The sequence below is a fragment of the Streptomyces sp. SN-593 genome (assembly GCF_016756395.1).
Lineage (GTDB): Bacteria > Actinomycetota > Actinomycetes > Streptomycetales > Streptomycetaceae > Actinacidiphila > Actinacidiphila reveromycinica.
On the sequence record NZ_AP018365.1, the window covers coordinates 588,763 to 611,332 of the forward strand.

At 70.4% G+C, this 22,570-nt stretch carries 22 protein-coding genes and 4 pseudogenes; 9 read left to right on the top strand and 17 right to left on the bottom strand.

Translation table 11 applies throughout. The features are described 5' to 3' along the window. Positions 1-387 precede the first annotated feature (387 nt). On the bottom strand, positions 388-978 hold the full coding sequence (locus tag RVR_RS02495) for a TetR/AcrR family transcriptional regulator (protein WP_202232211.1): 591 nt from the start codon (positions 976-978) through the stop codon (positions 388-390). Positions 979-1,137: 159 nt separating this feature from the next. Between RVR_RS02495 and RVR_RS02500 the strand changes: the two genes are divergently transcribed. Next, on the top strand, positions 1,138-1,701 hold the full coding sequence (locus RVR_RS02500) for a YbhB/YbcL family Raf kinase inhibitor-like protein (protein ID WP_202232212.1): 564 nt from the start codon (positions 1,138-1,140) through the stop codon (positions 1,699-1,701). 196 nt (positions 1,702-1,897) lie between these two features. Here the strand turns inward: RVR_RS02500 and RVR_RS02505 are convergent, their stop codons facing one another. Further along, a complete protein-coding gene (locus RVR_RS02505) occupies positions 1,898-3,136 on the bottom strand; it encodes an IS701 family transposase (RefSeq protein ID WP_202232213.1) in 1,239 nt (412 codons plus the stop codon). A 145-nt stretch (positions 3,137-3,281) separates the two neighbouring features. On the opposite strand from RVR_RS02505, the gene RVR_RS02510 reads away from it, so the two are divergent. Together RVR_RS02510 and RVR_RS37280 are read left to right on the top strand one after the other, a co-directional pair. Then, positions 3,282-3,824 (top strand): hypothetical protein, encoded by a 543-nt coding sequence (locus RVR_RS02510; RefSeq protein ID WP_202232214.1) that lies wholly within the window; start codon positions 3,282-3,284, stop codon positions 3,822-3,824. A gap of 533 nt (positions 3,825-4,357) precedes the next feature. After that, positions 4,358-4,673: pseudogene (locus RVR_RS37280) on the top strand (tyrosine-type recombinase/integrase); the annotation flags it as partial. Positions 4,674-4,818: 145 nt separating this feature from the next. On the opposite strand, the gene RVR_RS02515 reads toward RVR_RS37280, so the two are convergent. After that, positions 4,819-5,079 (bottom strand): hypothetical protein, encoded by a 261-nt coding sequence (locus RVR_RS02515; RefSeq protein ID WP_202232215.1) that lies wholly within the window; start codon positions 5,077-5,079, stop codon positions 4,819-4,821. Positions 5,080-5,298: 219 nt separating this feature from the next. Here RVR_RS02515 and RVR_RS02520 point away from each other — a divergent pair, with 219 nt between their 5' ends. Then, positions 5,299-6,576 (top strand): tyrosine-type recombinase/integrase, encoded by a 1,278-nt coding sequence (locus RVR_RS02520; protein WP_202238335.1) that lies wholly within the window; start codon positions 5,299-5,301, stop codon positions 6,574-6,576. Between the two features lie 91 nt (positions 6,577-6,667). Here RVR_RS02520 and RVR_RS02525 read toward each other — a convergent pair whose 3' ends face one another. The 10 genes and pseudogenes from RVR_RS02525 to RVR_RS02560 all read right to left on the bottom strand — a co-directional run bounded on the left by RVR_RS02525 (position 6,668) and on the right by RVR_RS02560 (position 15,270). Next, positions 6,668-7,048, bottom strand: coding sequence for a hypothetical protein (locus tag RVR_RS02525; RefSeq protein ID WP_202232216.1), 381 nt, complete (start codon positions 7,046-7,048; stop codon positions 6,668-6,670). 1 nt (position 7,049) lies between these two features. Further along, positions 7,050-8,384, bottom strand: a complete 1,335-nt coding sequence (locus RVR_RS02530) for a polymorphic toxin-type HINT domain-containing protein (protein WP_488165671.1) — start codon at positions 8,382-8,384, stop codon at positions 7,050-7,052. 12 nt (positions 8,385-8,396) lie between these two features. Continuing rightward, positions 8,397-9,017 (bottom strand): annotated as a pseudogene (locus RVR_RS39285) (RHS repeat-associated core domain-containing protein); the annotation flags it as partial. Positions 9,018-9,351: 334 nt separating this feature from the next. Beyond that, a complete protein-coding gene (locus tag RVR_RS02535; protein WP_202232218.1) occupies positions 9,352-9,606 on the bottom strand; it encodes a helix-turn-helix domain-containing protein in 255 nt (84 codons plus the stop codon). A 113-nt stretch (positions 9,607-9,719) separates the two neighbouring features. Next, a pseudogene (locus tag RVR_RS38835) lies at positions 9,720-9,791 on the bottom strand (XRE family transcriptional regulator); the annotation flags it as partial. Further along, complete coding sequence (locus tag RVR_RS37285) at positions 9,788-9,940, bottom strand: hypothetical protein (RefSeq protein WP_346731513.1); 153 nt, start codon at positions 9,938-9,940, stop codon at positions 9,788-9,790. The gene RVR_RS37285 and the pseudogene RVR_RS38835, both read right to left, overlap by 4 nt. Further along, positions 9,937-10,071: a hypothetical protein gene (locus tag RVR_RS38840; RefSeq protein ID WP_346731434.1), complete on the bottom strand. Its 135-nt coding sequence runs from the start codon at positions 10,069-10,071 to the stop codon at positions 9,937-9,939. The genes RVR_RS37285 and RVR_RS38840 overlap by 4 nt, the downstream gene beginning before the upstream one ends. Before the next feature lie 102 nt (positions 10,072-10,173). Further along, complete coding sequence (locus RVR_RS02550) at positions 10,174-11,001, bottom strand: maleylpyruvate isomerase family mycothiol-dependent enzyme (protein WP_202232219.1); 828 nt, start codon at positions 10,999-11,001, stop codon at positions 10,174-10,176. A 206-nt stretch (positions 11,002-11,207) separates the two neighbouring features. Further along, positions 11,208-14,384: a glycosyl hydrolase gene (locus tag RVR_RS02555; protein WP_237404524.1), complete on the bottom strand. Its 3,177-nt coding sequence runs from the start codon at positions 14,382-14,384 to the stop codon at positions 11,208-11,210. Positions 14,385-14,808: 424 nt separating this feature from the next. After that, entirely contained in the window at positions 14,809-15,270 is a 462-nt protein-coding gene (locus RVR_RS02560) for a hypothetical protein (protein WP_202232220.1), read from the bottom strand. Between the two features lie 29 nt (positions 15,271-15,299). On the opposite strand from RVR_RS02560, the pseudogene RVR_RS02565 reads away from it, so the two are divergent. Continuing rightward, positions 15,300-15,668, top strand: a pseudogene (locus tag RVR_RS02565) (TetR-like C-terminal domain-containing protein); the annotation flags it as partial. Between the two features lie 69 nt (positions 15,669-15,737). Here the strand turns inward: RVR_RS02565 and RVR_RS02570 are convergent. The 3 genes from RVR_RS02570 to RVR_RS02580 form a co-directional block, all read right to left on the bottom strand. Continuing rightward, entirely contained in the window at positions 15,738-16,142 is a 405-nt protein-coding gene (locus RVR_RS02570; RefSeq protein WP_202232222.1) for a hypothetical protein, read from the bottom strand. A 315-nt stretch (positions 16,143-16,457) separates the two neighbouring features. Next, the gene (locus RVR_RS02575) at positions 16,458-16,838 is read right to left on the bottom strand and encodes a hypothetical protein (protein ID WP_202232223.1); all 381 of its coding nucleotides are present in this window, start codon (positions 16,836-16,838) and stop codon (positions 16,458-16,460) included. A 96-nt stretch (positions 16,839-16,934) separates the two neighbouring features. Next, complete coding sequence (locus RVR_RS02580; RefSeq protein ID WP_202232224.1) at positions 16,935-17,801, bottom strand: helix-turn-helix domain-containing protein; 867 nt, start codon at positions 17,799-17,801, stop codon at positions 16,935-16,937. 120 nt (positions 17,802-17,921) lie between these two features. Here RVR_RS02580 and RVR_RS02585 point away from each other — a divergent pair, with 120 nt between their 5' ends. Both RVR_RS02585 and RVR_RS02590 read left to right on the top strand, forming a co-directional pair. After that, on the top strand, positions 17,922-19,298 hold the full coding sequence (locus RVR_RS02585) for an NsdA family TPR-like regulatory protein (RefSeq protein ID WP_202232225.1): 1,377 nt from the start codon (positions 17,922-17,924) through the stop codon (positions 19,296-19,298). 91 nt (positions 19,299-19,389) lie between these two features. After that, positions 19,390-20,028 carry a nucleoside/nucleotide kinase family protein gene (locus RVR_RS02590; protein WP_237404525.1) on the top strand — a complete coding sequence of 213 codons (639 nt, stop codon included), beginning with the start codon at positions 19,390-19,392 and terminating at the stop codon, positions 20,026-20,028. A 116-nt stretch (positions 20,029-20,144) separates the two neighbouring features. Here RVR_RS02590 and RVR_RS02595 read toward each other — a convergent pair whose 3' ends face one another. Then, positions 20,145-20,513, bottom strand: a complete 369-nt coding sequence (locus RVR_RS02595) for a VOC family protein (protein ID WP_202232226.1) — start codon at positions 20,511-20,513, stop codon at positions 20,145-20,147. Between the two features lie 62 nt (positions 20,514-20,575). Here RVR_RS02595 and RVR_RS02600 point away from each other — a divergent pair, with 62 nt between their 5' ends. Continuing rightward, entirely contained in the window at positions 20,576-21,025 is a 450-nt protein-coding gene (locus RVR_RS02600; RefSeq protein ID WP_202232227.1) for a MarR family winged helix-turn-helix transcriptional regulator, read from the top strand. Between the two features lie 135 nt (positions 21,026-21,160). Beyond that, complete coding sequence (locus RVR_RS02605; RefSeq protein ID WP_202232228.1) at positions 21,161-22,060, top strand: Vgb family protein; 900 nt, start codon at positions 21,161-21,163, stop codon at positions 22,058-22,060. Positions 22,061-22,570 lie beyond the last annotated feature (510 nt).

Genomic DNA, 22,570 nt, shown 5'->3' on the forward strand with positions numbered 1-22,570 from the left:
CAACCTCGCCCGGCGACCCATCGACCGATTGAAACTATTCAACCCACGGCCTCGACCCTAGGGCCGGCCTCGACGGACGTCAAGCCTCGCGGCTGGCGTACACCCCCATACCCACTGCAACCGCGCCCCGATCCCGCCGGGACCCTGCCAGGACCCCGATTTGATGCATTCAATTCCGCCGGGCGGGCGGGGTGCGCGAGGGGGCGGGAGCGGGGGCGCGCGGGAGAGCGGGGGCGGGACCCGGCGAGCGCCGGCGGGCCGCCGAGGAGCCGCGCGGGCACGGGAGGACGCGGGCACGGGAGGACGCGGGTCCGGTGGTCGCAGGGGCCGGGCGCACCCGGGCACGGCCCGGCGCCATCCGGGCGCGGACCACCCTCGGCCGCCGGGTCAGCGCGCCCCGTCCGCCGGCTTCCGGGCACGCACGCCGTCGAGTTGGAGCGCGAGGTGCCGGCGCCAGTCCGACGTCAGGCTCGGCCGGAAGTACATCGTGGACATCAGCCCGGTGGCCAGGACGGGGAAGTCCGCGAAGGTCAGGTCGTCCCTGACCGCACCGGCGGCGATCGCGCGCTCGATGACGCGGCTGCCGATCTCGCGGAACTCGGCCTTCTGGTCGTCGATGTCGCCCCACGGGCGCTGCTCGGACCCCAGGAGCGCGAGCTGGAAGGCCGAGTCGCCCTCGGCGGCTTCGAGGTAGCCCCGGAGCAGCGCCTCGAACGCCTCACCGGGGTCGGCGGTCCGCTCCGCCGCCCGCGCCATCTCGGTGAGCTGCTCGAAACGGCGGGTGACGATGGCGGTCAGCAGCGCTTCCTTGGTCGGGAAGTGCCGATAGAGGGTGCCGAGGCCCAGACCGCAGTGCTGCGCGATCTCGTCCATCTGCGCCTCGCGCCCCTGGCGCGCGAACAGCTCGCCGGCCGACGTCAGGATCTTCTCGCGGTTGCGGCGGGCGTCGGCGCGCAGGGGTCGGTCCGTCTCGCTCATCTCGGGCCCGACCCTACACGACGACGACCTAACCTGAACCGGAGTTCCGCTTCCGTGTAGGGTGTGGAGCTGTCGGGACGTCCGCGGCCGTGCACACCCTCGCCGCCGTCCCGCGCCCGTCCGCCTGCCTCGTTCACCACCTTGGGAGCCACGAACACGATGCCCGCGAACCCCCTTGGCCTGGCCCTCCGCAACAAGCGCGTCGGCCCCGGGAAGCTGGTCTGGGCCCGCCCGGAGCTGCGCGCCCCCGAGAGCTTCACCCTCAGCAGCCCCGACTTCGCCGACGGGGGCCCGCTGCCGGAGCGCTACGACGGCCGGCTCCGCGGCCACAACACCTCCCCCGCGCTCCGGTGGACCGCGCCGCCGGACGCGACGGCCGAACTCGTCCTCGTCGCCGAGGACGCGGACTCACCCTTCGGCAGTCCCAACACGCACGGGCTGGCGGCCGGCATCGACCCGGCGCTCGGCGGCCTCCAGGTCGACGGCCTGACGGAGGCGGGCGCGGTCCCCGGGATCGTCCTCGGCAAGGCCGGACCGCACCGGGGCTGGTTCGGCCCGATGCCGATCCGCTCGCACGGCCCGCACCGCTACGTCTTCCAGGTGTTCGCGGTGGACCGCCGCCTCGGCCTGCCCGCGAAGTTCAAGCTCGCCGACCTGCTCGGCGCCCTCCCCGGCCACGTGATCGCCCGGGCCACCCTGACGTCCACCCGCGAAAAGCCCTGACCCCGGCACGCCCCCTCACTGCACCCCCCGGACCAGGCGCTCGCTTTGGCCGACCGGGGCCCAGGACAGCTACACCCCCAGCGGCAGCGCTCCCTCACCCCAGAATGGTTCATTCTGCCGGCCTTGCCCAATCGGAAGTTGGACAGGGCCGACAGAATTTCCAATGACCACTTAGTACTCCAGCTGTAGATAGCGATCATGCTTTGCTCGCGGCTTGACGACTGTAGTGGCTGGCCCGAGAACGAGCTTGATGGCGCCGCCGCCAGTGGGACCAGCGGAGCCAGTGGTTCGCCTCGTGAACAGTGCGGCCCATCAGGGCGTTTAAGAGTCGCTGGATTTCGTTGCAGGTCAGCGGGATCAGGTCGTCGGGGCCTGGGCGGAGACGGTGTTCGTCGGCGCGGACGACGGCCAGGAAGGCGTGGGCGAGCATGGCGAGGGTGACCCAGCGGGACCAGGACCTATATCGGCGGAGCTGATGCTCGTCCAGTCCGGCCAGACCCTTTCCAGACTGGAACGTCTCTTCGACGCGCCACCGGGATCCCGCGACCCGCACCAGGACTGTCAGGGGTACCGGCTCGGGCGCGTAGCAGCGGTAGTAGGCGAGTTCGCCGGTGGTGCGGTTGCGGCGGATCAGCAGGTGGCGGTGGCCTGGCGCTGTGTCGGGTAGGTCGATGTGAGCCCAGTCGTAGAAGCAGTGCCCTTTTGCTCCGGCTCCGGCGGACAGCTTCTGCCAGGCCCGCTTGGGGAGCTTCTTGGCCAGGATGTCCGCGCGGAACTTCCCGGCCCCGGTGGTGACCTCGTCAGTGCGGGCCACTGCGAGCACGTAGCCGGTGGCACGGTCCTCCAGGGAGGCCCGCAGTGTGGGGTTGCCGCCGTAGACCTCGTCCCCGGCGACCCAGGGGACGTGGTGGCCGGACTCCAGAAAGCGGCTGATCATGCGGGCGGCCAATTCGAGCTTGGTGGCGAACGCGGCGTCCGGCTCCAGTCCGGCGGCCTGGCAGCGGTCGGGCTGGTCAGTCCACGAGCGCGGGATGTAGAGCTCGCGGTCCAGCGCGGCGTGTCCGTGCCGCCCTGCGTAGGCGAGGTAGACAGCGACCTGGGCGTTTTCGATCCTGCCCGCAGTTCCGGTGTACTGGCGCTGGACGCCGACCGTGTGAACCCCCTTCTTCACGTCGCCGGTCTCGTCGACCACGAGTACCGCCTCGTCGTCGTGCAGGTGCTCGACCACGTAGTCGCGCAGGTCGTCGCGGACGGCCTCGGCGTCCCACTTGGCACGGCTGAGCAGGTGCTGCATGGCGTCGGGGGTGGCCTCGCCGGCCCATTCGGCGATGGTCCAGCAGTTCTTCCGGGGCAGGTCCGCCAGCAGACCAAGGACCAGGCGCCGTATTCGGCGTCGGGGCTCGACGCGCGCGAACCGGCCAGCGATGCGGTCCATCAGGCCCTCGAACGCTTCCTGCCAGCGGTCAACGTCTACGCTGTGACCTGCGGCCAACGCGTGATCGTTTGTCTTCACACACCGATGATCAACGGTAGCCGCGCCTGCCAGTTCCAGCAGGGGAGATCCTCGTCGAGGAGGCGCGATGCTGGGGCTGCTGGGCTTCTACGACGAGCTGGACGACCGCCCCGGCCAGCCGAGCGGATCGATCCGCGACGCCGTCCGGCCCGTAGGCGAGCCGGACGAGGCGGACCTGGTGGTCTACCTGGACACCGGCCACGTCCTGATCGACGTCATGGAAGGGGGCCAGGACGTCATCACCGGCAGCGCCCACCGGCACTCCCCGGGATGCTCGTCACTGGTGACCGACGGCACCTGGTTGTGGCGCCTGGACTTCCCGCACTACCTCGAAACCCACCACGTTTCGCTGCCCGAGACGTTCCTCGAACACGTCCGCAGCCTGGACTACCTGATGCCCAGCGTCAGCGTCGCGCAGTTCGCTCCGCACTACGACGAGACCATGCCCCTGGTCGGTTGGGCCTCGGCTGTCCCGTGGCGATCGACGGCGACCACACTCATACCTGGACCACGAGTAGTGACCAGCAAAGCCCAGTTCGACGCGGCGATGCTGTCCCAGGACCGGCCACACGGCAGTTGGGGCAAGCGGCGCAAGCCACGGAGCGCGTAGACACCAGCAGCTCAAGAGCGATCTACAGCTGGAGTACTAGGCCGGCCGTGAAATGCCACCAATCAAGCGATCCCGGGATTCGCAAATCCGGATGTCTCATCCCATGGAAATCCCTACCACTCCCTCAGAGCGTAGGCCATGATTCGATCGCCGACCACAGGATCAGTCACTCCACTAAGGATGGTCGTCATCATCAGATCCCGGTCTCGAAGTTCGTCATCAGACAAGGCCTCACGAGCAGTCTCCAGATAAACATCCAGGATCTCTCCGCCGACGCTCACCTGAATGTACCGCTCTATGATCGATTCTCCGGAGCGGGCGACCTGGATTCTACAGGCGGCCCAGCCCTGTCCCTCCCTGATCGGACCAGCGGAGACGTCGGAATCTTCAGCCAGCAAATATTCCAAAAGGTGACGCAAGCACTCCAGAGCAGTCTTGCCACCCGAACGCCCGAGGGCGCCACACTCAAATGCCATGGCTGCCTACCCCTGATACTCAGCCGCCGTCGAAAACTTAGTTGACACGGACGGAACCTGGTCTTCACCACACCCACCGGCTGCCCACTCGACCCCGGCAGCGTCACCCAGCACTTCCGCACCCTCCTCGGCCACGCCGGACTCCGCCGCACCCGTTTTGACGACCTGCGCCACACCTGCGCCGCCTGCTCCTCGAACAGGACGTCGAAGTCGTCATCATCAAGGAACTCCTCGGCCACGCACACGTCGCCGTCACCGTCGAGGTCTACGCCCACGTCCGATTCCGCCTCCACACCAAGCCATCGGAGCCCTCGGCCAGGCACTCAACGGCGGCGATGACAATCCACCCCTCGCCGCAACGACCGCCCAGTAACCCCAACAACCCGAGCAGCAAGGAGCCCCGCACCGCCACCACGGTACGGGGCTCCTCCGTCCACCGCCGTTGCCGTCAGCGCTGCCGTCAACCCTCCAGCGGCCCCAGCGGAGACGCATCCGGCGGAGCCCTTCCAATCAACTTCTCACTCTTCTTCGTCGACCAAGCCGAAGTCCTCAGGGAAAATCATCAACGCCTGCCTCCGCTCAGGTGAACGTTCGTCTGCGGCCAACGAGCGAACAATACTGACAACGACTTCCCGATCCGTATCAGGCAATTCTTCAAGCGTGGCCATCACGTCCTCGAAGGCCGTTGAGGCGAAATCCGCGTCGACTGCTTCTTCGTCGCTTAGGTCGATCGAGACGACCAGATTAACGAGTGCCTTAACAATCACGCGATCGATCATGGCTTCACCACCCGAACATCGATATTATTGATCCCCAGTCGCGCGAACATCCTGGTCGCGCGACTATAGGCTCGCTGGTTCGCCACCTCCCATAGCCCGTGTAGCCATTCTGCTCTAGGGCCATGGACTGATTAATCAAAGTCCTCTAGGTCTTAGCTACTGTGGCAACAGCATACTTGCGGTCAATCAAGATCCCGTTCTCTTCATCAAACCCGTCGAATTTCACCTGGCGAGTGCGGCGACGGCACGGTCTACCAGCGCAAGGACGGCCGCTGGGAGGCCGCCGGATACGTCCTCGCCGCAGGCGACACCCGCAAGCGCATCCACGTCTACTCCACCACGCGGAAGGACGCGCTGGCCCAGCTGACCGAGAAGATCGCCACCAGCAACCGCGGCATTCCCGCCGCCACCGCCCAGGGCAGTGTCGCGGCCTTTCTCACCTACTGGCTGGAGAGCGTCGCCGTCCACCGGCTCCGCGAGAACACCCACACCCGCTACACCGCCGTCGTCCGCCTCTACGTCATCCCCGGCCTGGGCCGGAAGAAGCTAGCCAAGCTCACCGCCAAGGAAGTCCGCACCTGGCTCGACCAGCTCCGCACCACCTGCCAGTGCTGCGCACGCGGCCTCGATTGCGCGCGTGACCAGCCCCAGTGCTGCGCGGCGGGGACATGCTGCCACAAGCGGCTGTCGCCGCTGACGCTCGCCTACATCCACTCCGTCCTCAAATCCGCCCTGGAGCACGCCGTCCGCGAAGAGGAGATCCCCCGCAACGTCGCTCGAAACGTCCGCATGGGCACACCCCGACCCCGCCGCTTCGAACCCCTCACCGCTGAGGAAGCCCGCGCGCTCCTGACCGCGACCGACGGGCACCGGTTGAGCGCGTTGTTCGAACTCGCCCTGCACACCGGGCTCCGCAAGGGCGAACTCCTCGGCCTGCGCTGGGAGGACCTCGACCTGGCCAGCGGAACCGCCAGCATCCGCCGCACCCTCCAACGCACCAACAGCGCCGGCCTGACCGCCCTGCCCACCAAGACCCAGAGCTCGGAGAGGCGCATCGCCCTGCCCACCGAGTGCCTGCGCTCCCTCGAACAGCACCGCGACCGGCAGGTCCAGGAACGCCACACGGCGGGCGTCGGCTGGAAGGCCAGCGGCTACGTCTTCACCCGGCCCGACGGCAGCCCAATCGAGGGAGCCACCCTCACCCGGCACTTCGACGCCTTGCTCCGCCGGGCAAGGCTCCGCCGCATCCGGTTCCACGACCTCCGGCACTCGGCGGCGACGCTCCTCCTAGAGCAAGGCGTCGAATTCGTCGTCATCAAGGAACTCCTCGGCCACGCCCACATCGGCGTGACCGCGACGGTGTATGCCCACGTCCGACTCCGCCTCCAACGCGACGCCATCGATCTCCTCGGCAACGCCCTCCGCGAGCCCGCCCAGCCGACCACTCGACCCGACGACGGCGACGCGCCACCGTTTTGTGAAGCACTCGTCCGCTGACGTTGCCGTCAACTACTGCCGTCAGACACCACAGCGGCCCACCGGAAACCAGATCCCGGTGGGCCGCGGTGCGCTTCCCCTCCACGGGGTGTTAACCGGGGCCTGGGTTGGGGTCGCCTTCGGAGGAGGAGCCAAACCCCAGGCACCCAACCACTTTGAGCGGTTGTGGATCCAGGTAGAGGGGAAATAGGTATCCGGCTCGTTCGCGATCATCCACGTAGGCCACAAGAAGTCCCTGCTCGCCCTTTTCGGCAAGACTCGCAAGGCATTCATCAACCCCGACAATCGGCTTACCACGCCGCTGCAGGCTTCTCACCCTCCCACGAAGGACACCCCGAAGCCTCGACGCCGGAAGGGGCTCGAGCCAGATCTCGAAAGGCGCTCCAGAAATCAATGCGTTCTTGGCCTGAATGTCGGCTTCGGAGCCGGAATCGAATGCGGCGATCAGTTCACTCGCGGAAACTTCGTTCATCTCATTGCCTTCTGACGGGCGACCAGGTCTCCCCGAAGTCGGTACTTATATCGTCGGCTAGGACTTCGCCAGAGATGAGATGTTCGTCTTCAAAGAACCTCTCATACTGAGTCCCGTGGATCTGAATGACTCTTGACGGATCTATGCCTTCCACCCTGACGCGTAGCATCACACCTTCCCCAACATAGTCGTCCCCCAAATTCTCAGCGCCGAACTGGGCAACTTCGGGGTCGTCCGACCAAGAAGTGTAGATGGTATCAGTCGCATTCCCATCTGAGTGGGCATCGATGTCCGTGCTGGTTCCACGGGGCACCGCACGGCCTTCCGCAGCGGCGTCATATTCATGGTGCCCCTTAGCGAGTCCACGGTACAAATAGCCATCGTTGAGATCGCAAATACCGCCATCAGTATTGTGAACCAAAACCGGGGTGGTCCCGGCCAGCACATAGTACGTGTGGAGTTCGTTGACGGTGAGGTTGTACATGTCGACGGTGCCGGGGTGGGCGGCCTTGCCGGCGAGGCGGACGTGGGTGTCGGTGGCCGTTTCGAGGGCGTGGCCGGGGGTGAGTTCGGCCGCGGGCAACCACTTGCGGACGGTGTCGTCCCAGAACGGATGTTGCGAGGTGGTGTGCAGGACACTGGCGCGGCCCTTGCCGGTGTCGATCGTCAGGTCGACGAGGTCGTCGTCGTGGTTGATCCAGGTGGCGGTGACCTTTTCGGCCTTCTTGTGCTTGCCCGTGTCGGGATCCGCCGCCTCGACCTGCTCGCCGGGCTTGATCTTCCCGATGGGTTCGGTCTTCCCGCCGCCCATGAGGACTTGGGTGTCCGGGCTGAAACTGCAGCCGCCGGGGGCCTTCTTGCCGATGCCGAGATCCGGCATCACCTTGTCCGTCACCCAGGCGAGCAGCAGGGCTCCGACCAGGGTTCCCAGCACCTGGGCCGAGTGGCCGTCCCGCGCCTGCTTGTAGGCGTCTTTCAGGCTGGCCAGTGAGTCCTTCGTGTCCTTCACGGCCGCTTCACAGTGAACCCCGTCTGCGCAGGCCACCATGTCGTTAAAGGTGTCGAAGGCGCTTTTTTCGGCTTTACCGTCGAAAAAGTCCTTGATCCCACCCATGACGGACTTACCGGCGCTGCCGGTGAACATGTCGAGCCACTTGCTCAGCCCGGAGGTCTTCTGCCGCTTGCCGCTGAGGACCGCCTGGGGTGTCGGGCTTCCGTGGTCGCAACTGGAGCCGGCGCTCTTGTACGCACCGCAGTAGCTGGACAGGTCCTCGTCCGCCTGGCAGTAGCCGTCGCACACGATTCCCGAGCCGCCCACATGTGACGAGTCGTTCATCAGGCCGTCCGGGTCGGCGCCGGTGACGGGGTTGCCCGCCGCGTAGGAGTAGCCGTTGACCTGCTGCGGGTCGGTCAATTCGAGGACGGGGTCCAGCGAGACGAATCGACCGGTGGTGGGATCGTAGTCGCGGGCTCCGAGATGGGTGAGGCCGGTGATGTCGCTCTCGATGCCGCCGACGAAACCGTGGTCGCCGGTCCATTTGGCGGGCGCGCTGCCCCGTACATTGCCGAACGGGTCACTGCGGCGGTAGGTGACGGCTTGTGTGGTGGCGTCGATCTGGGTGGTGGCGGTGTTGTGCGCGTCGGTCAGTACCCACTTGAGGGAGCCGTCGGAGCCGCGGACCGCGATGTTCTGGCCGAGCCACGCGTAGTAGCGGGTCGCGCTGGTGCTGGTGGTGCCGTTGTCCAGGTGGACCTCGGTGTCGCCGAGGTAGAGGGCGGTGCCGTCGGCGTCCCTGGAGAGGATGCGGTTGCCGTCGGGGTCGTAGAGGTAGCTCTCACCGGTGCCGTCGGCTGCCTGCTCGGAGTCGAGCTGCCCCTGGTCGTTCCAGGTGAGGTCCTCCGTGGTGCCGTTCAGGTCGCGGGTGAGCGTGTTGCCTGCGGCATCGTAGGTGTAGCTGTCCGTGGTGGTGCTGGTCGGCGTCGTCGTGGTCGAACTGGTGAGGGTGTGCGGCTGGGTGCCGTTCGGAGAGCCGGCCGATGCGCCGTAGCCGTAGGTCGTGGTGGTGTCGGCGGCCCCGGAAGCGGGCGCACCGCACGCCCACCTCGCCGTGGCCTGTCCCGCTCCTCAGTGGAGCCCGCATCGGCCCTGTCCTCGTACGCCACTGCCCCCGCGCCCACCGCCCCCAGCACGGCAACCCCTACCGGGTCCCGCACCTCCGTCGGCCGAGCCGGTCGGGAACCGCCGTCACCACCGCCGTCGACGGTACAGACCGCTCGGGGGATTTTGGCAGTTCGAGACCACGTCAGGCAGCCTCGTCGCGCGGAGTGAGGCCGATGCTCAAGTCGGCTCCAAGGGCACGGGCCAGACGGCGCAGCATCGGAAGGGTAGGTACCGTTCCGCCGGCCTCGAAGCGGGAGACCTGTGGCTGTTTCATCCCGCACCGCTCAGCCAGTTCGGCCTGGGACAAACCCAGTTCGGTGCGCCGGTCGTGGACGAGTCTGCCCAGCTCGCGGGCGAGCGCTGTGGAGGCGTCGTGTACGGCTCCTCCCGCGTTCACGCGGCCGGGGTGACGATGGTGACGGTGGGCTCATCCTCAGGGGTGAGGTGCATGTCGACGGTGAGGTCCAGGGCTCGGGCCAGACGCATGATGACGGCGACGGACGGCAGTTCCGTGGCAGTCTCGATGCCTTCGATCTCATCGGTGGTGGTGTGGAGGCGCTCGGCCAGGTCGGCCTCGCTCAGCCCGAGTGCTTGCGCCGGTCGTAGACGGCCTTGCCCAGCGTCATGGCCAGACTGGCTTCTTCGTAGACGCGGTCGTACTCGGGGTCGGTGTCGAGGTGTTCGCCGAGCAGCCGGCGGTGGCGGCGGGTCCTCCATTCGCTGTGATTCATCGGTTCTCCTTGGGGTCGCGGCTGTAGAGGTCGTGTTCAGCGGCTGCCTGGTGCTTGGCTTCGCACAGCCCCTGAGCGGCGTGCGCGCGGTCCGCTTCGGCCTGCTCGCGCATCTTGGTCTTACGAAACACGGTGAGCATCACCGAGGCGGAAGCGCAGCTCGCGAAGCTAGCCGCCCAGGTGATGGGAGTGTGGTTCGTCGAGCGTGGTGGGATGCTCGGCGAGCAGGCTGGCTATTCGGGTTCCCACTCGGCGAGGCGGTCGAGGATCTCGTGGTCGCCGTCGAGGGCGAGGGCGTCCAGCGGGGTGCGGCCGTAGAAGGTCAGGACCAGCTCCGCCGCCGTGCCCCGGGCAGCGACGTCCGCGGCGTCGGGGGCGGCCGCATACGATTCCGCGGCGTCCGGAGCCGTCGCGTCCGGCGCGGCGGCGCGGTCCACGGGGAGGCGTTCCGCCCGCGCGCCCTCCGCGGAGAGCCGCAACCGCCAGGAACGCCCCTCGGCCGCGTGGAAGTCGACCACGGCGGGGTCGTGCGGCCACGCGACCGTCGTCGCGCAGCAGGTGAACAGGAACTCCTCCACCCCGTCGAGCGCGACGTCCCGCGGCAGCGACGGCCGGGCGCCCACCGCGATCCGGGCGTCGTACGTGTGCAGCGCGATCTCCTGGAGCTGGTGGCGGGCGACTCCGCCGGCGGTACGGGGCGACTGCGACGTCCCCCACCACGTCCAGCAGCCGCGGTCCGGGCCCGCCTCCCGCAGGGCGCCGACGAGTTGCCGGGTGGACGCGGCGAGCCACGCCGCCACCGCCGGGCGCTCCCACTCCGCGGTCGGCGAGTCCGCTGGCGCGGGGCCGGCCGCGCGCGCGTCCGCGGGCCCCGCGGCCACGGTGGCACCCCAGGTCCGGCGCCCCTCCCCCACGTGCCGTACCAGGTCGAGCAGCGTCCACCCGGGGCAGGTCGGCACCTCCGCGTCGAGCCGGGGCGCGTCCGCCACCACGGCGCGGAACGCGTCCGCCCGCTCCTCGATCAGCCGCAACAGGTCGGGAAACTCCAGCTCTCTGTGCACCCGGGCTGTCTACCACCGCCACCGCCCGCCCGAACAGCGGTTTTCCCCGCCGCCCCGGCACGACGGCCCCCTTGCCCGGCTCCGGACCGCCCCGACCCGCCCCGACCCGCCCCGACCCGCCCCGGCGGCAACCGCCGCTCCGCCCGGCCCGCCCCCGGCACCACGGCCGCTCCCGGCCCCATCCCCCATGGGGCCGGGAGCGGGTCTCACACCAGCGGCGCCTCCCCGTACGGCGTGAACTGCACCGGCCCGATCAGCCCGTACGGCTGCGGCGCCATCGTGCCGTACACCGCCGGGTCGGACACCCGCAGGCGGTTGCCGAGCGTGGTCGCCACCTCCACCTCGATGGTGTTGGCGCCGCGCCGCAGGTACCCGCCGAGGTCGACCACGGGGTGGATGTGGTCGACGGGGGCGAGCCGGTGGCCGTTGACGGTCACCCGGCAGGTGTCGTACACCGTGCCCAGGCTGAGGTAGGCGCCGTAGCCGCCGCTCCAGGGGCCGTCGAGCTGGACGGTCGTGCGGTAGGTGCCGATCCCGGAGGCGTCGGCGATGTCCGGCAGGGTGGGCCAGGCGGCCAGCGCGTCGAGGGAGAGGCTGTGGCGGACGACCGAGGTCGTGGTGGCCGTGGCTCCGGGCTGCCAGTCCTCGACGTCGAGCTCCCACCGCGTCAGCGTAGTGGGCTGCGGTATCCCGCTCAGCGTGCTGTGCGTCGTTCCGCCCTTGGACAGCGTGGTGGTGTACCTGCCGTCGGCGGTCGCGCGGACCACCAGTCGCCCGTCCACGAAGAGCGCTTCCTGCGCGTCGGTGGTGACCGCGTGCGCGTCCTTGGCGTTGCGGTCGCCGAACAGCCCGGGGGCCCCGACCGCGACCACCATCGTCTCGCCCGGCTGGAGGGTGACGCGGAAGGTCACCGAGCCGTCCTTCCCCTCGGTGTACCGGCCGATCCGGGTGATCTCGCCGGTCCACAGGTCCAGCAGGTAGGGCACGTCGCCGGAGCGCTGCCGCGGCAGCGTCACGTCGTGGTCGATCGCCGCGACCGGCGGCTTGACGGTCTCGGCGTGCTTGCCGTTGCAGAAGTAGTAGTAGTCCACGCCGCCCGCGTACCGGTGGGCGTTGAGCAGCGTGGAGCCGGTGGAGTACGAGACGTACGGCGTGACGCCCAGGTCGTCGAGCGCGGTGGGGATCTGCGTGAGGTCGCTGAGCACCCGCACCCGCGGCTGCGCCAGGAGCTGCGCCATGACCGCGGCCAGCCGGGCGTTCTGGCCGCCGGGGTCGACGCCGGGGATGCTCGGGGCGGACCAGTCACCGAGCAGGATGATCGGCAGGCCCGCCTTGGTGAAGGCGAGGAACTTCTCGGCGGTGGCGACCGACAGCGTGATGTCCATGCCGGAGAAGCGGTCGCCCTCGACGAAGATCGCCTGGTACGCCGGGCCGTTCGCGGCCAGCTTGCCGCCGGTGACCTTGGCCGAGGGCAGGCTGAGCAGCGGTTCGCTGATGAAGGAGTGGTTCCAGCCGAGGGTGATGCCCGTCGCGGTGAACCAGGACGTGCCGATGCCGGTGTCCACGTAGCCGGTCTGCCGGAAGACCGCCACGTCGATGCGCGGCTTCCCGGTCTGGAGCACCTTGTGGATCCGCGAGAGGTAGCCGGACATGTCGGTGATGTGGCGCCAGGTGGGCTGCCGCGGCCCCCACGCCTCGGCGTAGCCGACGGCCCCCTTGTACGGCGTGAAGGCCGCGTAGCCGGGCCACTGGACGCCGGGCAGCTCAGCGTAGGAGAAGCCGTGGATCACCGTCTGGTTGACCCCGGCGGCGTAGGCGCCGCCCATGGTGAGCAGGAACTTCTGCCAGGTGGTGTTGTAGGCGCCGCCGGTGTACGCGCCCGACTCGCAGGACAGGATGGTGGTGCCCGCCATGTCCCGGCCGCCGGTCATGCTGCGGTAGTCGTCCAGGTTGTGGAAGCCCAGCGACTCGCCCTCGGGGATGTCGAGGATCGCGGAGGTGTACGTGGCGTCGGTCTGGAGGCCGTACGGCTGGGCGCGCAGCTTCAGGCCGAGCGCGTTGGCCCACTTCTTGACGGCCGTGGCGTGTTGCGCGTTGTAGAGGTCGGACAGGGTCTGCCAGTAGTCGTGCTGGATCTCGCGGGTCAGCCGGGGCTCGAAGGAATACGCCTGGTTGCCGCCGCTGACCAGCAGGGTCGGCAGGTAGGGCAGCAGCGCGTAGCCGCGCCGCCGGGAGAACTCCGCCAGGACCTGCGGCGTCCACAGCAGCGACTTGCTCTCCAGCTCGATGGAGTCCTCGAACAGGGCGCCGCCGGCTTTGGAGATGAGCCGGCGCACCGGCTTGGTCAGCAGGTCCGACTCCCAGAAGTCGGTGATCGCGCGGGTTCCGACGGTGCTGAAGTGGTCGACCACGTAGGCGGCGGGCACCGTGTGCGGACCGGCCTCCGGGGTCTGGCCCACGCCGCGCTGCCAGTACGCGAACAGCAGCCAGGTGCCGTCGGCGGGCGCGGTCCAGGAGATCTGCGCGCCGACGCCGGCGTCGGTGGACCTCCACGTGCGGGACCCGGTGACGCGGCCGGTCAGGTCGGTCACCGAGCCGGCGTCCAGACCCGTCAGCTTGGTGGTGCTGTAGGCGGTGTCCACCCGCACGGCCTGCACGGCCACGAGGGTCTGCCGGGTGACGGTGCTCGCGGCGGCGGCCAGCGGGGCCGGCACGGCGCCCTGGTACGTCGCACCCGCGGCCACGGACACGAAGCCGTGGGCGAGTTCCTGGAGCGCGCCCTCGCTGTCCGGGGTGATGGTGGGGACGGCGGCGGGCCAGGCGGGGCCGATGGTGATGTCGACGGTCAGGCCGCGCTTGTCGGCCTGCTCCAGCGCCGCTTCCATGCCGGCGATCCACGACGGGCTGCCCCAGCCGTGGTGGGCGGTGTCGAGCACGGAGGTGTCGTCCACGCTGTGGTGCACCGCGGAGATCTCGACGCCGCCGAAGCCCGCGTCGGCGATCTGGTCGATCTCCCGGCGCAGTTCGGCGGTCTCGACCAGGCCGTCCGGCCACCACCAGCGGAACTTCGGCTGGAGCGGGCGGTCGGGGGCCGCCAGCCAGCCCGCCGCGGCCGAAGCGCCCCCCGAGTGCTTCGCGGTCGCCGCGACGGCGTGCGCGTTCGCGTTCGCCGACGGGCTGGCCTGTGCGGCTCCGGCCGCCGCGCCCCAGGACAGGGCGGTCATCGCGCCCGTCGCCGCGCCGGCCTGGAGGACCCTCCGCCGTGTGAGCCGGTCCGCGCCCGCCCGCTCCGGCTGCTCCTGCCGCTCCGGTCGCGCCGCGCGCTCCGGCTGCTCCTGCCGCTCCGGTCGCGCCGCGCGCTCCGGCTGCTCCTCAACGCCCATGACTGCCTGTCTCCCTTGCGGCCCGACCTCGATGAATCGATTAAATCAAGGCTGGACGCTATGGCGGCGCCCGGTCGGCGTCAATCCCCTGAGCAGCCTGAATGTCCGTCAGAACGGAGCTTCCTCGACGGGATTCGCATTGAAACCCTTCAATTCGTGACGGCTGCGACGGGTGGGGCGCGGAGGACGTCCGGCGGCCCGGGCCGCGGGCACAGGAGCCGCACGGAGGGCTCACAGACAACGGGCGGCCGGGCCGGCCGGTCGGCTTCGGGCGCCGGGGGGCGGCGCGGGTGGAACAACGGCACGGGTGGAACTACGGCACGAGCGGACCAGCGTGAGGGCGGACCGGCGTGAGGGCGGAGGGACGGCCGCCGGCGCCCCGACGACGCCCGGCCCAACGGCGCCCGGCCCAACGGCGCCCGTATCAGCGGCCGACCCGTCGCGCGGTCACCACCGCGGCCAGAGGAGCGAGCGCGAACAGCCCGAACATCCAGCGCGCGGTACCGCTCAGGCCGCCCGCACCCTCACCGCCGGAGAAGCCGATGGCATTGGCGATGGTCCCGGCGAGCGCCGACCCGAACGCGGTGGCGGCGAGTTGGATCGTGGTGACCGAGGATCCGGCGAGGTCCTGGTCCGCCTCCGGCGTCAACCGCAGGACGAGTGTGAGCAGATGGGGCCATGCCATGCCGATCCCCCACCCCAGCAGGAGCAGCGCGGCGCCCACCGCGGCCACGGCCGCCACTGCGCCCGAGTGCGCCGGACCGGCGAGGAACAGCCCCACGGGACCGGCCAGGGAGAAGACCGGCCCCGCGCCGATGATCGTTCCACCGCGGTGGGACATGCCGCTGCACGCGATCGAGCCGAGCGTCCAGCCGGCGGCCAGCACCGCGCCGAGGTACCCGGCGGCGAGCGGCCCGAGCCCGGCGCATGCCGCCCGACGCGCTCGCCTCGCTGCTCGCCGACTGCGGGGACGATCCGCGGCGGCGGGATGCCTTCATGACCGCGCTGTTCGACCCGCCGCGGGCCGCCGTCGGCGACGCGCTCGACGGCGCCATCGCGCGCGGGGACCTGCGCGACGACGTCGACCGCGACCTGCTGCTCGACCTGCTCGCCTCACTCGTCCACTACCGCGCGTTGTTCGGTCACGCCGTGACGAGTGACGACGAGGTGGAGCAGGCCGTGCACACCCTGCTGCGCGGGGTCGCCGTCGACTATCCGGGGCTGGTGGAGGTCAGCCGCAGGAAGGACGGGGACCCGCGCATCCACCATCGCCACGCGGGGTGAGGGCGGGGCCGGGCACGGCGCCTCGGGCGGCCGGCCCGCGCCCGCACGGGCTTCTTCCGGGGACGGCCCTCAGTCCCACACCACGGACCACACCGTCGCGCCCGGCGGCACCTCCGGGACGTCGCGGTAGGTGTCCACCAGTTGCGGGATCACCCCGCTGGCCTCGAACCCCTCGGTCCACGCGGCGCAGACGTGCTCCTCGGCCGTGGTGCAGACGGCGACGGCCTCACCGGCGAGTTCGCCCATATCCACGGTGTCCGGGTGCAGTTGGACGCGGACCCAGGCGACGTCCGGCCGCTGCTCGACGGCGCGAAGGCGCGCGAACAGTACGGCGAGGACCGGCCTCCCGTAGCCCCACTGGTTCGGCGCGATGCACTCCTCGTCCTCGTTGCCGTCGAAGAACTCGTCCAGGGTGACGAGCGGCATCACGCCGTCGTCGCCGGCGCGGCGGATCACTTCCTGAGGGGAGATCATGCCCACGGATCCTCGCACGCCCGACCGACACCCACGGCTCCCCGTCCCCCGCCGAAGCACTTCCCGAGCCGCCCGCCGCCTCGGACGCCGCGCGTCACGGAAGCCGGCGGAGAGCCGAGGAACGCGCCCATCACCATGCGCAGCGCGTCCGGCCCCACGCCGTCGACCGCGTCCGGACGGCGGCCCCCGCGCAGGTGCGCGACAACCTGACGTGACGTCAACTGGTGGAACTTCTGCCCTCCAGCGCCCGACCGGCGTGCGGCCCCGGAGCCGTGACCGTGCGCCCGGGGGGCGGAGGGACCCCGGGGGCCGGCCTCAGGCTCCGTCAGGCTCGGCCTGCCGGAGGTCCGCGGCGCACCCGGGCAGGGAGTACCCCTCGTCCTCCTGCCACGGGACGTCGAAGTCGTCCAGGTGCACGCGCCACTCCGCCCCCGGCAGGGCCCGGCGCAACTCGCTGACGGACGCCAGCACATGGCCGATCACCGGAAACACGTGCTCGGGATCGAGCGGCATCTTGGTGGACCCGGCGACGATCGCGTCCGACTCGCCGGCCGCCATCTCGTACAGGTAGAGGCTCTCCTCGTCCGGGTACGGGAAGGACGCCATGTGGTCGGTGACGACGCGGTCCACCGCGACGGCCTCGGCCGACGTGAGGGCCGTCGCCCGGCGCGCGGAGTAGTAGAGGGAAACGCTCATGCCCCGAGCCTACTGAGCAGGTAGGACAGCACCCCGACCAGCGTGGGCGGGGTTGCGGAAACCGGTGAAGCCCTCAAGCCTGAACCCGCGTGCCGCTCACGACTCGGGGCCCTGCGACGGGCCGGGCGCCGCCTGCTCCTCCCGCAGCGCCCGCAGGAACGCCAGCGACTCCGCCGGGGTCAGGGCCGTGTCCCGCAGCACGTCGTACGCGAGGCGCAGCGGTTCGACCTCTTCCGGGTCCTCGGTCAGGTGGCCGCTCCAACTGCCCTGCGTGTACGCCACGGTGGGCGCGTCACGGAAGTAGACCAGTTCCAGGCAGGCGCGGATGGGGTGCGGCCCGCTGCCGAACGGCACCACCTGCACGCAGACGCCCGGCCGTTGGGCCGCCTCGACCAGGTGCTCCAGTTGCCCGGCCCACGTCTTCGGGTCCCGCGCCCCGCGCCTCAGCACGGCCTCGTCGATCAACGCCCGGTAGTGCAGCGGGTCCCGACCGGTCAGTCGCTCCTGCCGGTCGATCCGGCCCGAGACCTCCGCCGCCAACCGCTCCTCCCCCACGTGCGCCGTCTGCAATTGCTCCCGCGCGTAGGCACGGGTCTGGAGCAGATCGGGAACGGCGGCGACCGCGTACTCCTGGATGCTCACCGCCTCCCGCTCCAGCGGCTCGATCCCCGGCAGCAGCCGGTCCTTCGTCTCCCGCCTCGCCAGGTGCCACAACCTCACCAGCAGGTCCCCGGTGCCGTAGACCCGGTCCAGCGCGGCGGCCGCCTCCACCGTCCCGAGCCGCTGCCCCCGCTCCAACCGGTGCAGGTACGACTGCTCGTAGAGGCAGAGCTTCGCGAGCTCCACCAGCGTCAACCCCGACTGCCGCCGCCGGGAGGCCAGTTCCCGCGCGTACCACTCCCGCGCCGACAGAAACGTCCGACCGACGACGCCCCTGCTGCTCGTACCGCCCCCGTCGCCCATACCTGTTCCCCTTCCACCGTGCCGTTCGACTTGCTCTAGGCAACCGGGCCGTCACGCAGAGCGCTATCGTTGGCGAAGCGGGCACAGTTAAGAGCGTTAAGCACAGGGTGAGGCACGGACATGGACGACCGGCAGCCGAACGACGGCCTCAAGCGGCTGTACGCCGCCACGGGTTGGACGCTGCGGCAGTTCGCCCAGGAGGTCAACAAGGTCGCCACGGAGCGCGGGAGGCCCACGCGCTACCAACCACCCTCCGTGCACCAGTGGCTGGACGGCCACATGCCCAAGGAGGCTGCCCGCCCCCTCGTTCTGGAGGCCCTGGCCCGCCGCCTCCAACGCCCGGTCACCCACGCGGAAGCGGGCTTCCCCGCGCCGGCGTCCGCGCCCGCCTCTGCGCACGACAGCCGCGATGCCAGTACCGTGGAGGGTCTACTCGACCTGGGCAGGCAGGACATGGATCCCTCACGCCGCAACATCCTCGGAGCCTCGCTCTTCTCCGTAGCCCTCGCCGTTCCCGGCTGGCAGGACGTGGTGGGCCGGATGGAATCGACGGGGTCCGGTCAGGCGCAGCGGATCGGAATGGCCGACGTCGATTCGGTGGTCGCCATGACCGAGCGGCTTTCGGACCTGGACGACGAGTTCGGCGGTCGGTACGCGCGCCCGATGGCCGCTGCGTTCCTGGTGAACATCGTCGCCCCCTACCTGAAGGCGACTGCACCCGAGAACGTGCGCAGGGCCATGATGTCCGCCGCTTCGTTCCTCTGTTACCTGACCGGCTGGATGGCCGTGGACGAGGGACTGCACGGCACTGCCCAGCAGTACTACACCAGGGGCCTAAAGCTTGCCGGTGCCAGCCACGACCACCTGACCTACTGCCACATCATGCGCGGCATGTCCGTCCAGTCGGTGGACTTGGGGCACGGCCCGACAGCCGTGAAGTGGGCGGAAGCCGCGAGCGAGGCGTCACCCGCGGCGGGGCCGAGGATGGCCGCCTTCATGTCCGGCCAACAGGCCCACTCCTACGCCGTGGCGGGCGAGCGCCACAACGCGCTCAACAGCATCCGCAGGACCGAGGTGTCGATGAGCCGGGCGGAGAGTCAGTCCCGGACCTTCGGCGGATACAGCCCCGCCACGCTCGCCTACCACACCGCACAGGTCAGGTACGCACTCGGCGACGTGGCAGGCAGTGTCGAATCGCTGCAACTCCACTTCCGCCTACGCGAGCCCGCGAACGAGTCGCACCGCAGCGGCATGCGGTTCACCTCGATGCTGGCCAAGCGGCAACTGGCCCTCGGGCACCTGGACGCAGCGTGCGCCACCTGGAACGAGGTCCTCGACGACTATCCGTCGATCCAGTCCGGACGGGTGGACGAGCACCTCAGGGAAATGGCCCGGTCCCTCCGCCCCCACACCAAGAACGCGACCGCCCGCCACCTCTACGAAAGGGCCCGCGTCGTCGCCCCCGCCCTCTTCGACGCGCAGAGGCCCACCACCTGACCGACCTCGCCCCGGGTTCCCGCAACGGCATTCCGTGTCCCCGGGCTCCGTCGACCACGGGCATCGCCGTGGAATCAGTACGGTGGTGGGCGTGTGTGACGTACGAGTGGTATTGATCGGGGGCACGTCGAACGTCGGAAAGTCGACCGTCGCCCAAGTGGTGGCGGAGAGGCTCGGGTTCACGTGCCTGAGCACCGACGGCCTGGCCCGGCACCCCGGGCGGCCCTGGAGGACCCCGGACTGGGAGGTGCCCGCACACGTCGCCGAGCACTACGCATCGCTCACGGTGGACGAACTGATCGCGTCCGTCCTCGACCACTACGAACGACTGTGGCCCCGCATCGAGGAGTTGGTCACGACCCGTGCGGCCGAGGACCGCGGCGCTCGGGGGCTGGTGCTGGAGGGATCGGCACTCTGGCCCGTTCGGGTCGCGGGACTGCGGGTCCCGCAGACCGCCGCCGTCTGGCTCACCGCCGACGACTCCGTGGTGCGCGCCCGCGTCCACGCGGCGGGTCGCTACCAAACGGCCAGCGAGGAGGAACGGGTTCTGATGGACAAGTTCCTGGCCCGCACGCAGCGCTATCAGGCCCTCATGATCGATGCCCTCGACGGGCTGCGCATGGATCGCGTCGAAGCGGGCGGCGAACGGTCCACCGCGGAACTGGCCGACGCCGTAATCGCGACGGCCGACGCGCAGACCACGGTGGGTCGGTCTTCCACCGGTCGGTGACCGCGCATGCCGACGCGGGCGGGGCCCACCGTGATCGGTTCAGGTCGGTCACCGAAGACGGCGCTCAGGGGACCCGCCGCACGGACAGAGCGTCAGCACCGCGGCGTGCGCCCGGCTCAGCCGCGGTCGTGGAGGGTCACCTGGTATCCGTCGGGGTCCGCGAACGTGAAGGTGCGGCCGAACGGCCCGTCCACGGGCGCCGCGACGATCGTCGTGCCGGCGGCGGCGAGCGCGTCGTGGATGTCCTGCGCGTCGGGGGCGTGCAGCCACAGCGCCATCCCCTGGCCCGGCTGCGCCAGCGCGTCCAGGTCGACGCCCGCGACCACGTCGCGGACGGCGAACGCGACCGGCTTGGTGTCGAACACGACGGCGTGCGGCGGCCCCGCGTCGGAGCGCTTCAGCCCCAGGTACCGCTCGTAGAACGCGGCGGAGCGCTCCAGGTCGCGCACCTGTAGGGAAACGAAGTCGGGTCCGGTGACGGCCATGATCCTTACCTCCTCATAGATGTCAGTCTTCTGACATACCCAACGTATGTCAGACTGCTGACATGAGTCAAGGCGAGCCCGGGATCGAGCTGGACACTTCGCTGGGGTACATGCTGAAAGCGGCCTCCAGCGCCCTGCACTCCGCCCTGGAGGCGGTGCTGAGCCCGCTCGGCATGACGATCACGCACTACTCGTGCCTGGAACTGCTGTCCCAGCGCCCCGGGCTGTCGAACTCCGAGCTCGCCCGAGGCACCTTCGTCACCCGGCAGTCGATGAACGTGCTCCTGAAGGCCCTCGAACAGCAGGGGCTCGTCACCCGCGCGGCACGGGCGCCGGTGGGCAGGGCCCTGCCCACCGAACTCACCGCCGACGGGCGCCGCCAACTCGAAACGGCCAGCGCCGCCGTGCGCCGCGTCGAGCAGGCCATGCTGGCCGACCTGGACACCGGCGAACAGGACCAGATGCGGCGCCTGCTCACCACGTGCATCGCCTCCCTGACCGGGCGCGACTAGGGCCTGTCCGGTGGATCCCTCCGGGCTCACGGCGCCCGGCACGATCCGCCGGACAGGCCCCAGCATCCGCAGTCCCACCCGGCCGCGCACCACCCCCGCCGACGGTTCGCCGTCCACCGATCAAGGAACCCGCCGATGCCGAGTCCTCCGTCCGTCGCGATCACCGAGTTCCCCGTCCCCGACCGGGCCGCCGGACCCTACGGCATCACCGCCGGACCGGACGGAGCACTGTGGTTCACGCTGGTCCACCGGGGAGGGATCGGCCGCATCGCCACCGACGGCACCCTCACCGTCCACCCGCTCGAACCGGCCTCCGGCGGGCCGTCGGTCATCACGGCGGGGCCCGACGGCGCGCTGTGGTTCACCGAGTTCCGCGGCCACCGGATCGGCCGCATCACCACGACCGGCGACCGCACGTCGTTCCGGCCCCCGACGCCGGACTGCGGCCCCTACGGCATCACCGCCGGCCCCGACGACGCGCCGTGGTTCACCGAGGCCGGAGCCGACCGGATCGGCCGCATCACCCCCGCCGGGCAGATCACGGAGTTCCCCCTCCCGCTCGCGGGCGCCTTCCCGTCAGCCATCGCCGCCGGCCCGGACGACCGGCTGTGGTTCACGATGAACCAGGCGAACGCGATCGGCGCCCTCGGACGCGGCGGCGACGTCACCGTGCACCCGCTGCCCACCCCGGGCGGCGCTCCGGTCGGCATCACGGCCGGCGCCGACGGAGCCTGCTGGTTCACCGAGATCGGCGCCGGCCGGATCGGGCGGATCACGCCGGACGGGACGATCGACGAGTTCGCCCTGCCCGACCCCGCGGCACGCCCGCACGCCATCACGGCCGGCACCGACGGAGCCTGCTGGTTCACCGAGTGGGGAGCCGACCGCGTCGGCCGGATCACGCCCGACGGCCGGATCGACGAGCACGACCTCCCGGGCCCGGGGTCGGAACCACACGGCATCGTGCAAGGGCCCGACGGCGCGCTGTGGACCGCTCTGGAGATCGGGACGATCGCCCGCCTCACGACACGCTGAGCCGCCCCTCGGCGCTCCGAGCCCGGGCCCCGGCACTCCGTCCGCCGGATTCCCGGCGAACTGGCGAACCCCCGAACCCGCGGACCTCCGCGCACGCCTCGGCGGCGCACTCCGCCACCAACCCCCGCCACCCGCCCGCGACGCGGGCGAAAAGCGTGGGCGGAGCCGCCTGACATCGGCCCCGCCCACGGGTCCCTGCGGCCGGCACGCATCCCGCGCACGCCCGACCGCCGCCGCCGGAGCGGCCCTCGCCGCCACCACGGCGGCGACCGAGGCAGCCCCGAGGTGACAACGTTGTCAGACTATACGCCGTCCGCGCCGCCCGTGGATACCCCTCAGGAGCCCCGCATCCCGAGTCAGGCTCGCCCCGGGGGAGGCGGCATACGCCGGCAGAGGGGCGTCGGCCCGGCCCTGTCCACGCGACCGTGCGCATCGGTCCCCCCGCCGGCCCGCACGGCCCGTACGGCCCGTACGGCCCGCCGGGGAGCGCTCCCCCGGGCCCGTCCGCCG

Coding starts and splice junctions, on each gene's coding strand:
- RVR_RS02555 (WP_237404524.1), bottom strand. CDS start 14,384: ATGGGCGTTGAGGAGCAGCCGGAGCGCGCGGCGCGACCGGAGCGGCAG.
- RVR_RS02510 (WP_202232214.1), top strand. CDS start 3,282: ATGCTGGGGCTGCTGGGCTTCTACGACGAGCTGGACGACCGCCCCGGC.
- RVR_RS02505 (WP_202232213.1), bottom strand. CDS start 3,136: ATGGACCGCATCGCTGGCCGGTTCGCGCGCGTCGAGCCCCGACGCCGA.
- RVR_RS02595 (WP_202232226.1), bottom strand. CDS start 20,513: ATGGCCGTCACCGGACCCGACTTCGTTTCCCTACAGGTGCGCGACCTG.
- RVR_RS37285 (WP_346731513.1), bottom strand. CDS start 9,940: ATGAATCACAGCGAATGGAGGACCCGCCGCCACCGCCGGCTGCTCGGC.
- RVR_RS02600 (WP_202232227.1), top strand. CDS start 20,576: ATGAGTCAAGGCGAGCCCGGGATCGAGCTGGACACTTCGCTGGGGTAC.
- RVR_RS02585 (WP_202232225.1), top strand. CDS start 17,922: ATGGACGACCGGCAGCCGAACGACGGCCTCAAGCGGCTGTACGCCGCC.
- RVR_RS02495 (WP_202232211.1), bottom strand. CDS start 978: ATGAGCGAGACGGACCGACCCCTGCGCGCCGACGCCCGCCGCAACCGC.
- RVR_RS02575 (WP_202232223.1), bottom strand. CDS start 16,838: ATGAGCGTTTCCCTCTACTACTCCGCGCGCCGGGCGACGGCCCTCACG.
- RVR_RS02500 (WP_202232212.1), top strand. CDS start 1,138: ATGCCCGCGAACCCCCTTGGCCTGGCCCTCCGCAACAAGCGCGTCGGC.
- RVR_RS02570 (WP_202232222.1), bottom strand. CDS start 16,142: ATGATCTCCCCTCAGGAAGTGATCCGCCGCGCCGGCGACGACGGCGTG.
- RVR_RS02525 (WP_202232216.1), bottom strand. CDS start 7,048: ATGAACGAAGTTTCCGCGAGTGAACTGATCGCCGCATTCGATTCCGGC.
- RVR_RS02580 (WP_202232224.1), bottom strand. CDS start 17,801: ATGGGCGACGGGGGCGGTACGAGCAGCAGGGGCGTCGTCGGTCGGACG.
- RVR_RS02530 (WP_488165671.1), bottom strand. CDS start 8,384: ATGAACGACTCGTCACATGTGGGCGGCTCGGGAATCGTGTGCGACGGC.
- RVR_RS02515 (WP_202232215.1), bottom strand. CDS start 5,079: ATGATCGATCGCGTGATTGTTAAGGCACTCGTTAATCTGGTCGTCTCG.
- RVR_RS02605 (WP_202232228.1), top strand. CDS start 21,161: ATGCCGAGTCCTCCGTCCGTCGCGATCACCGAGTTCCCCGTCCCCGAC.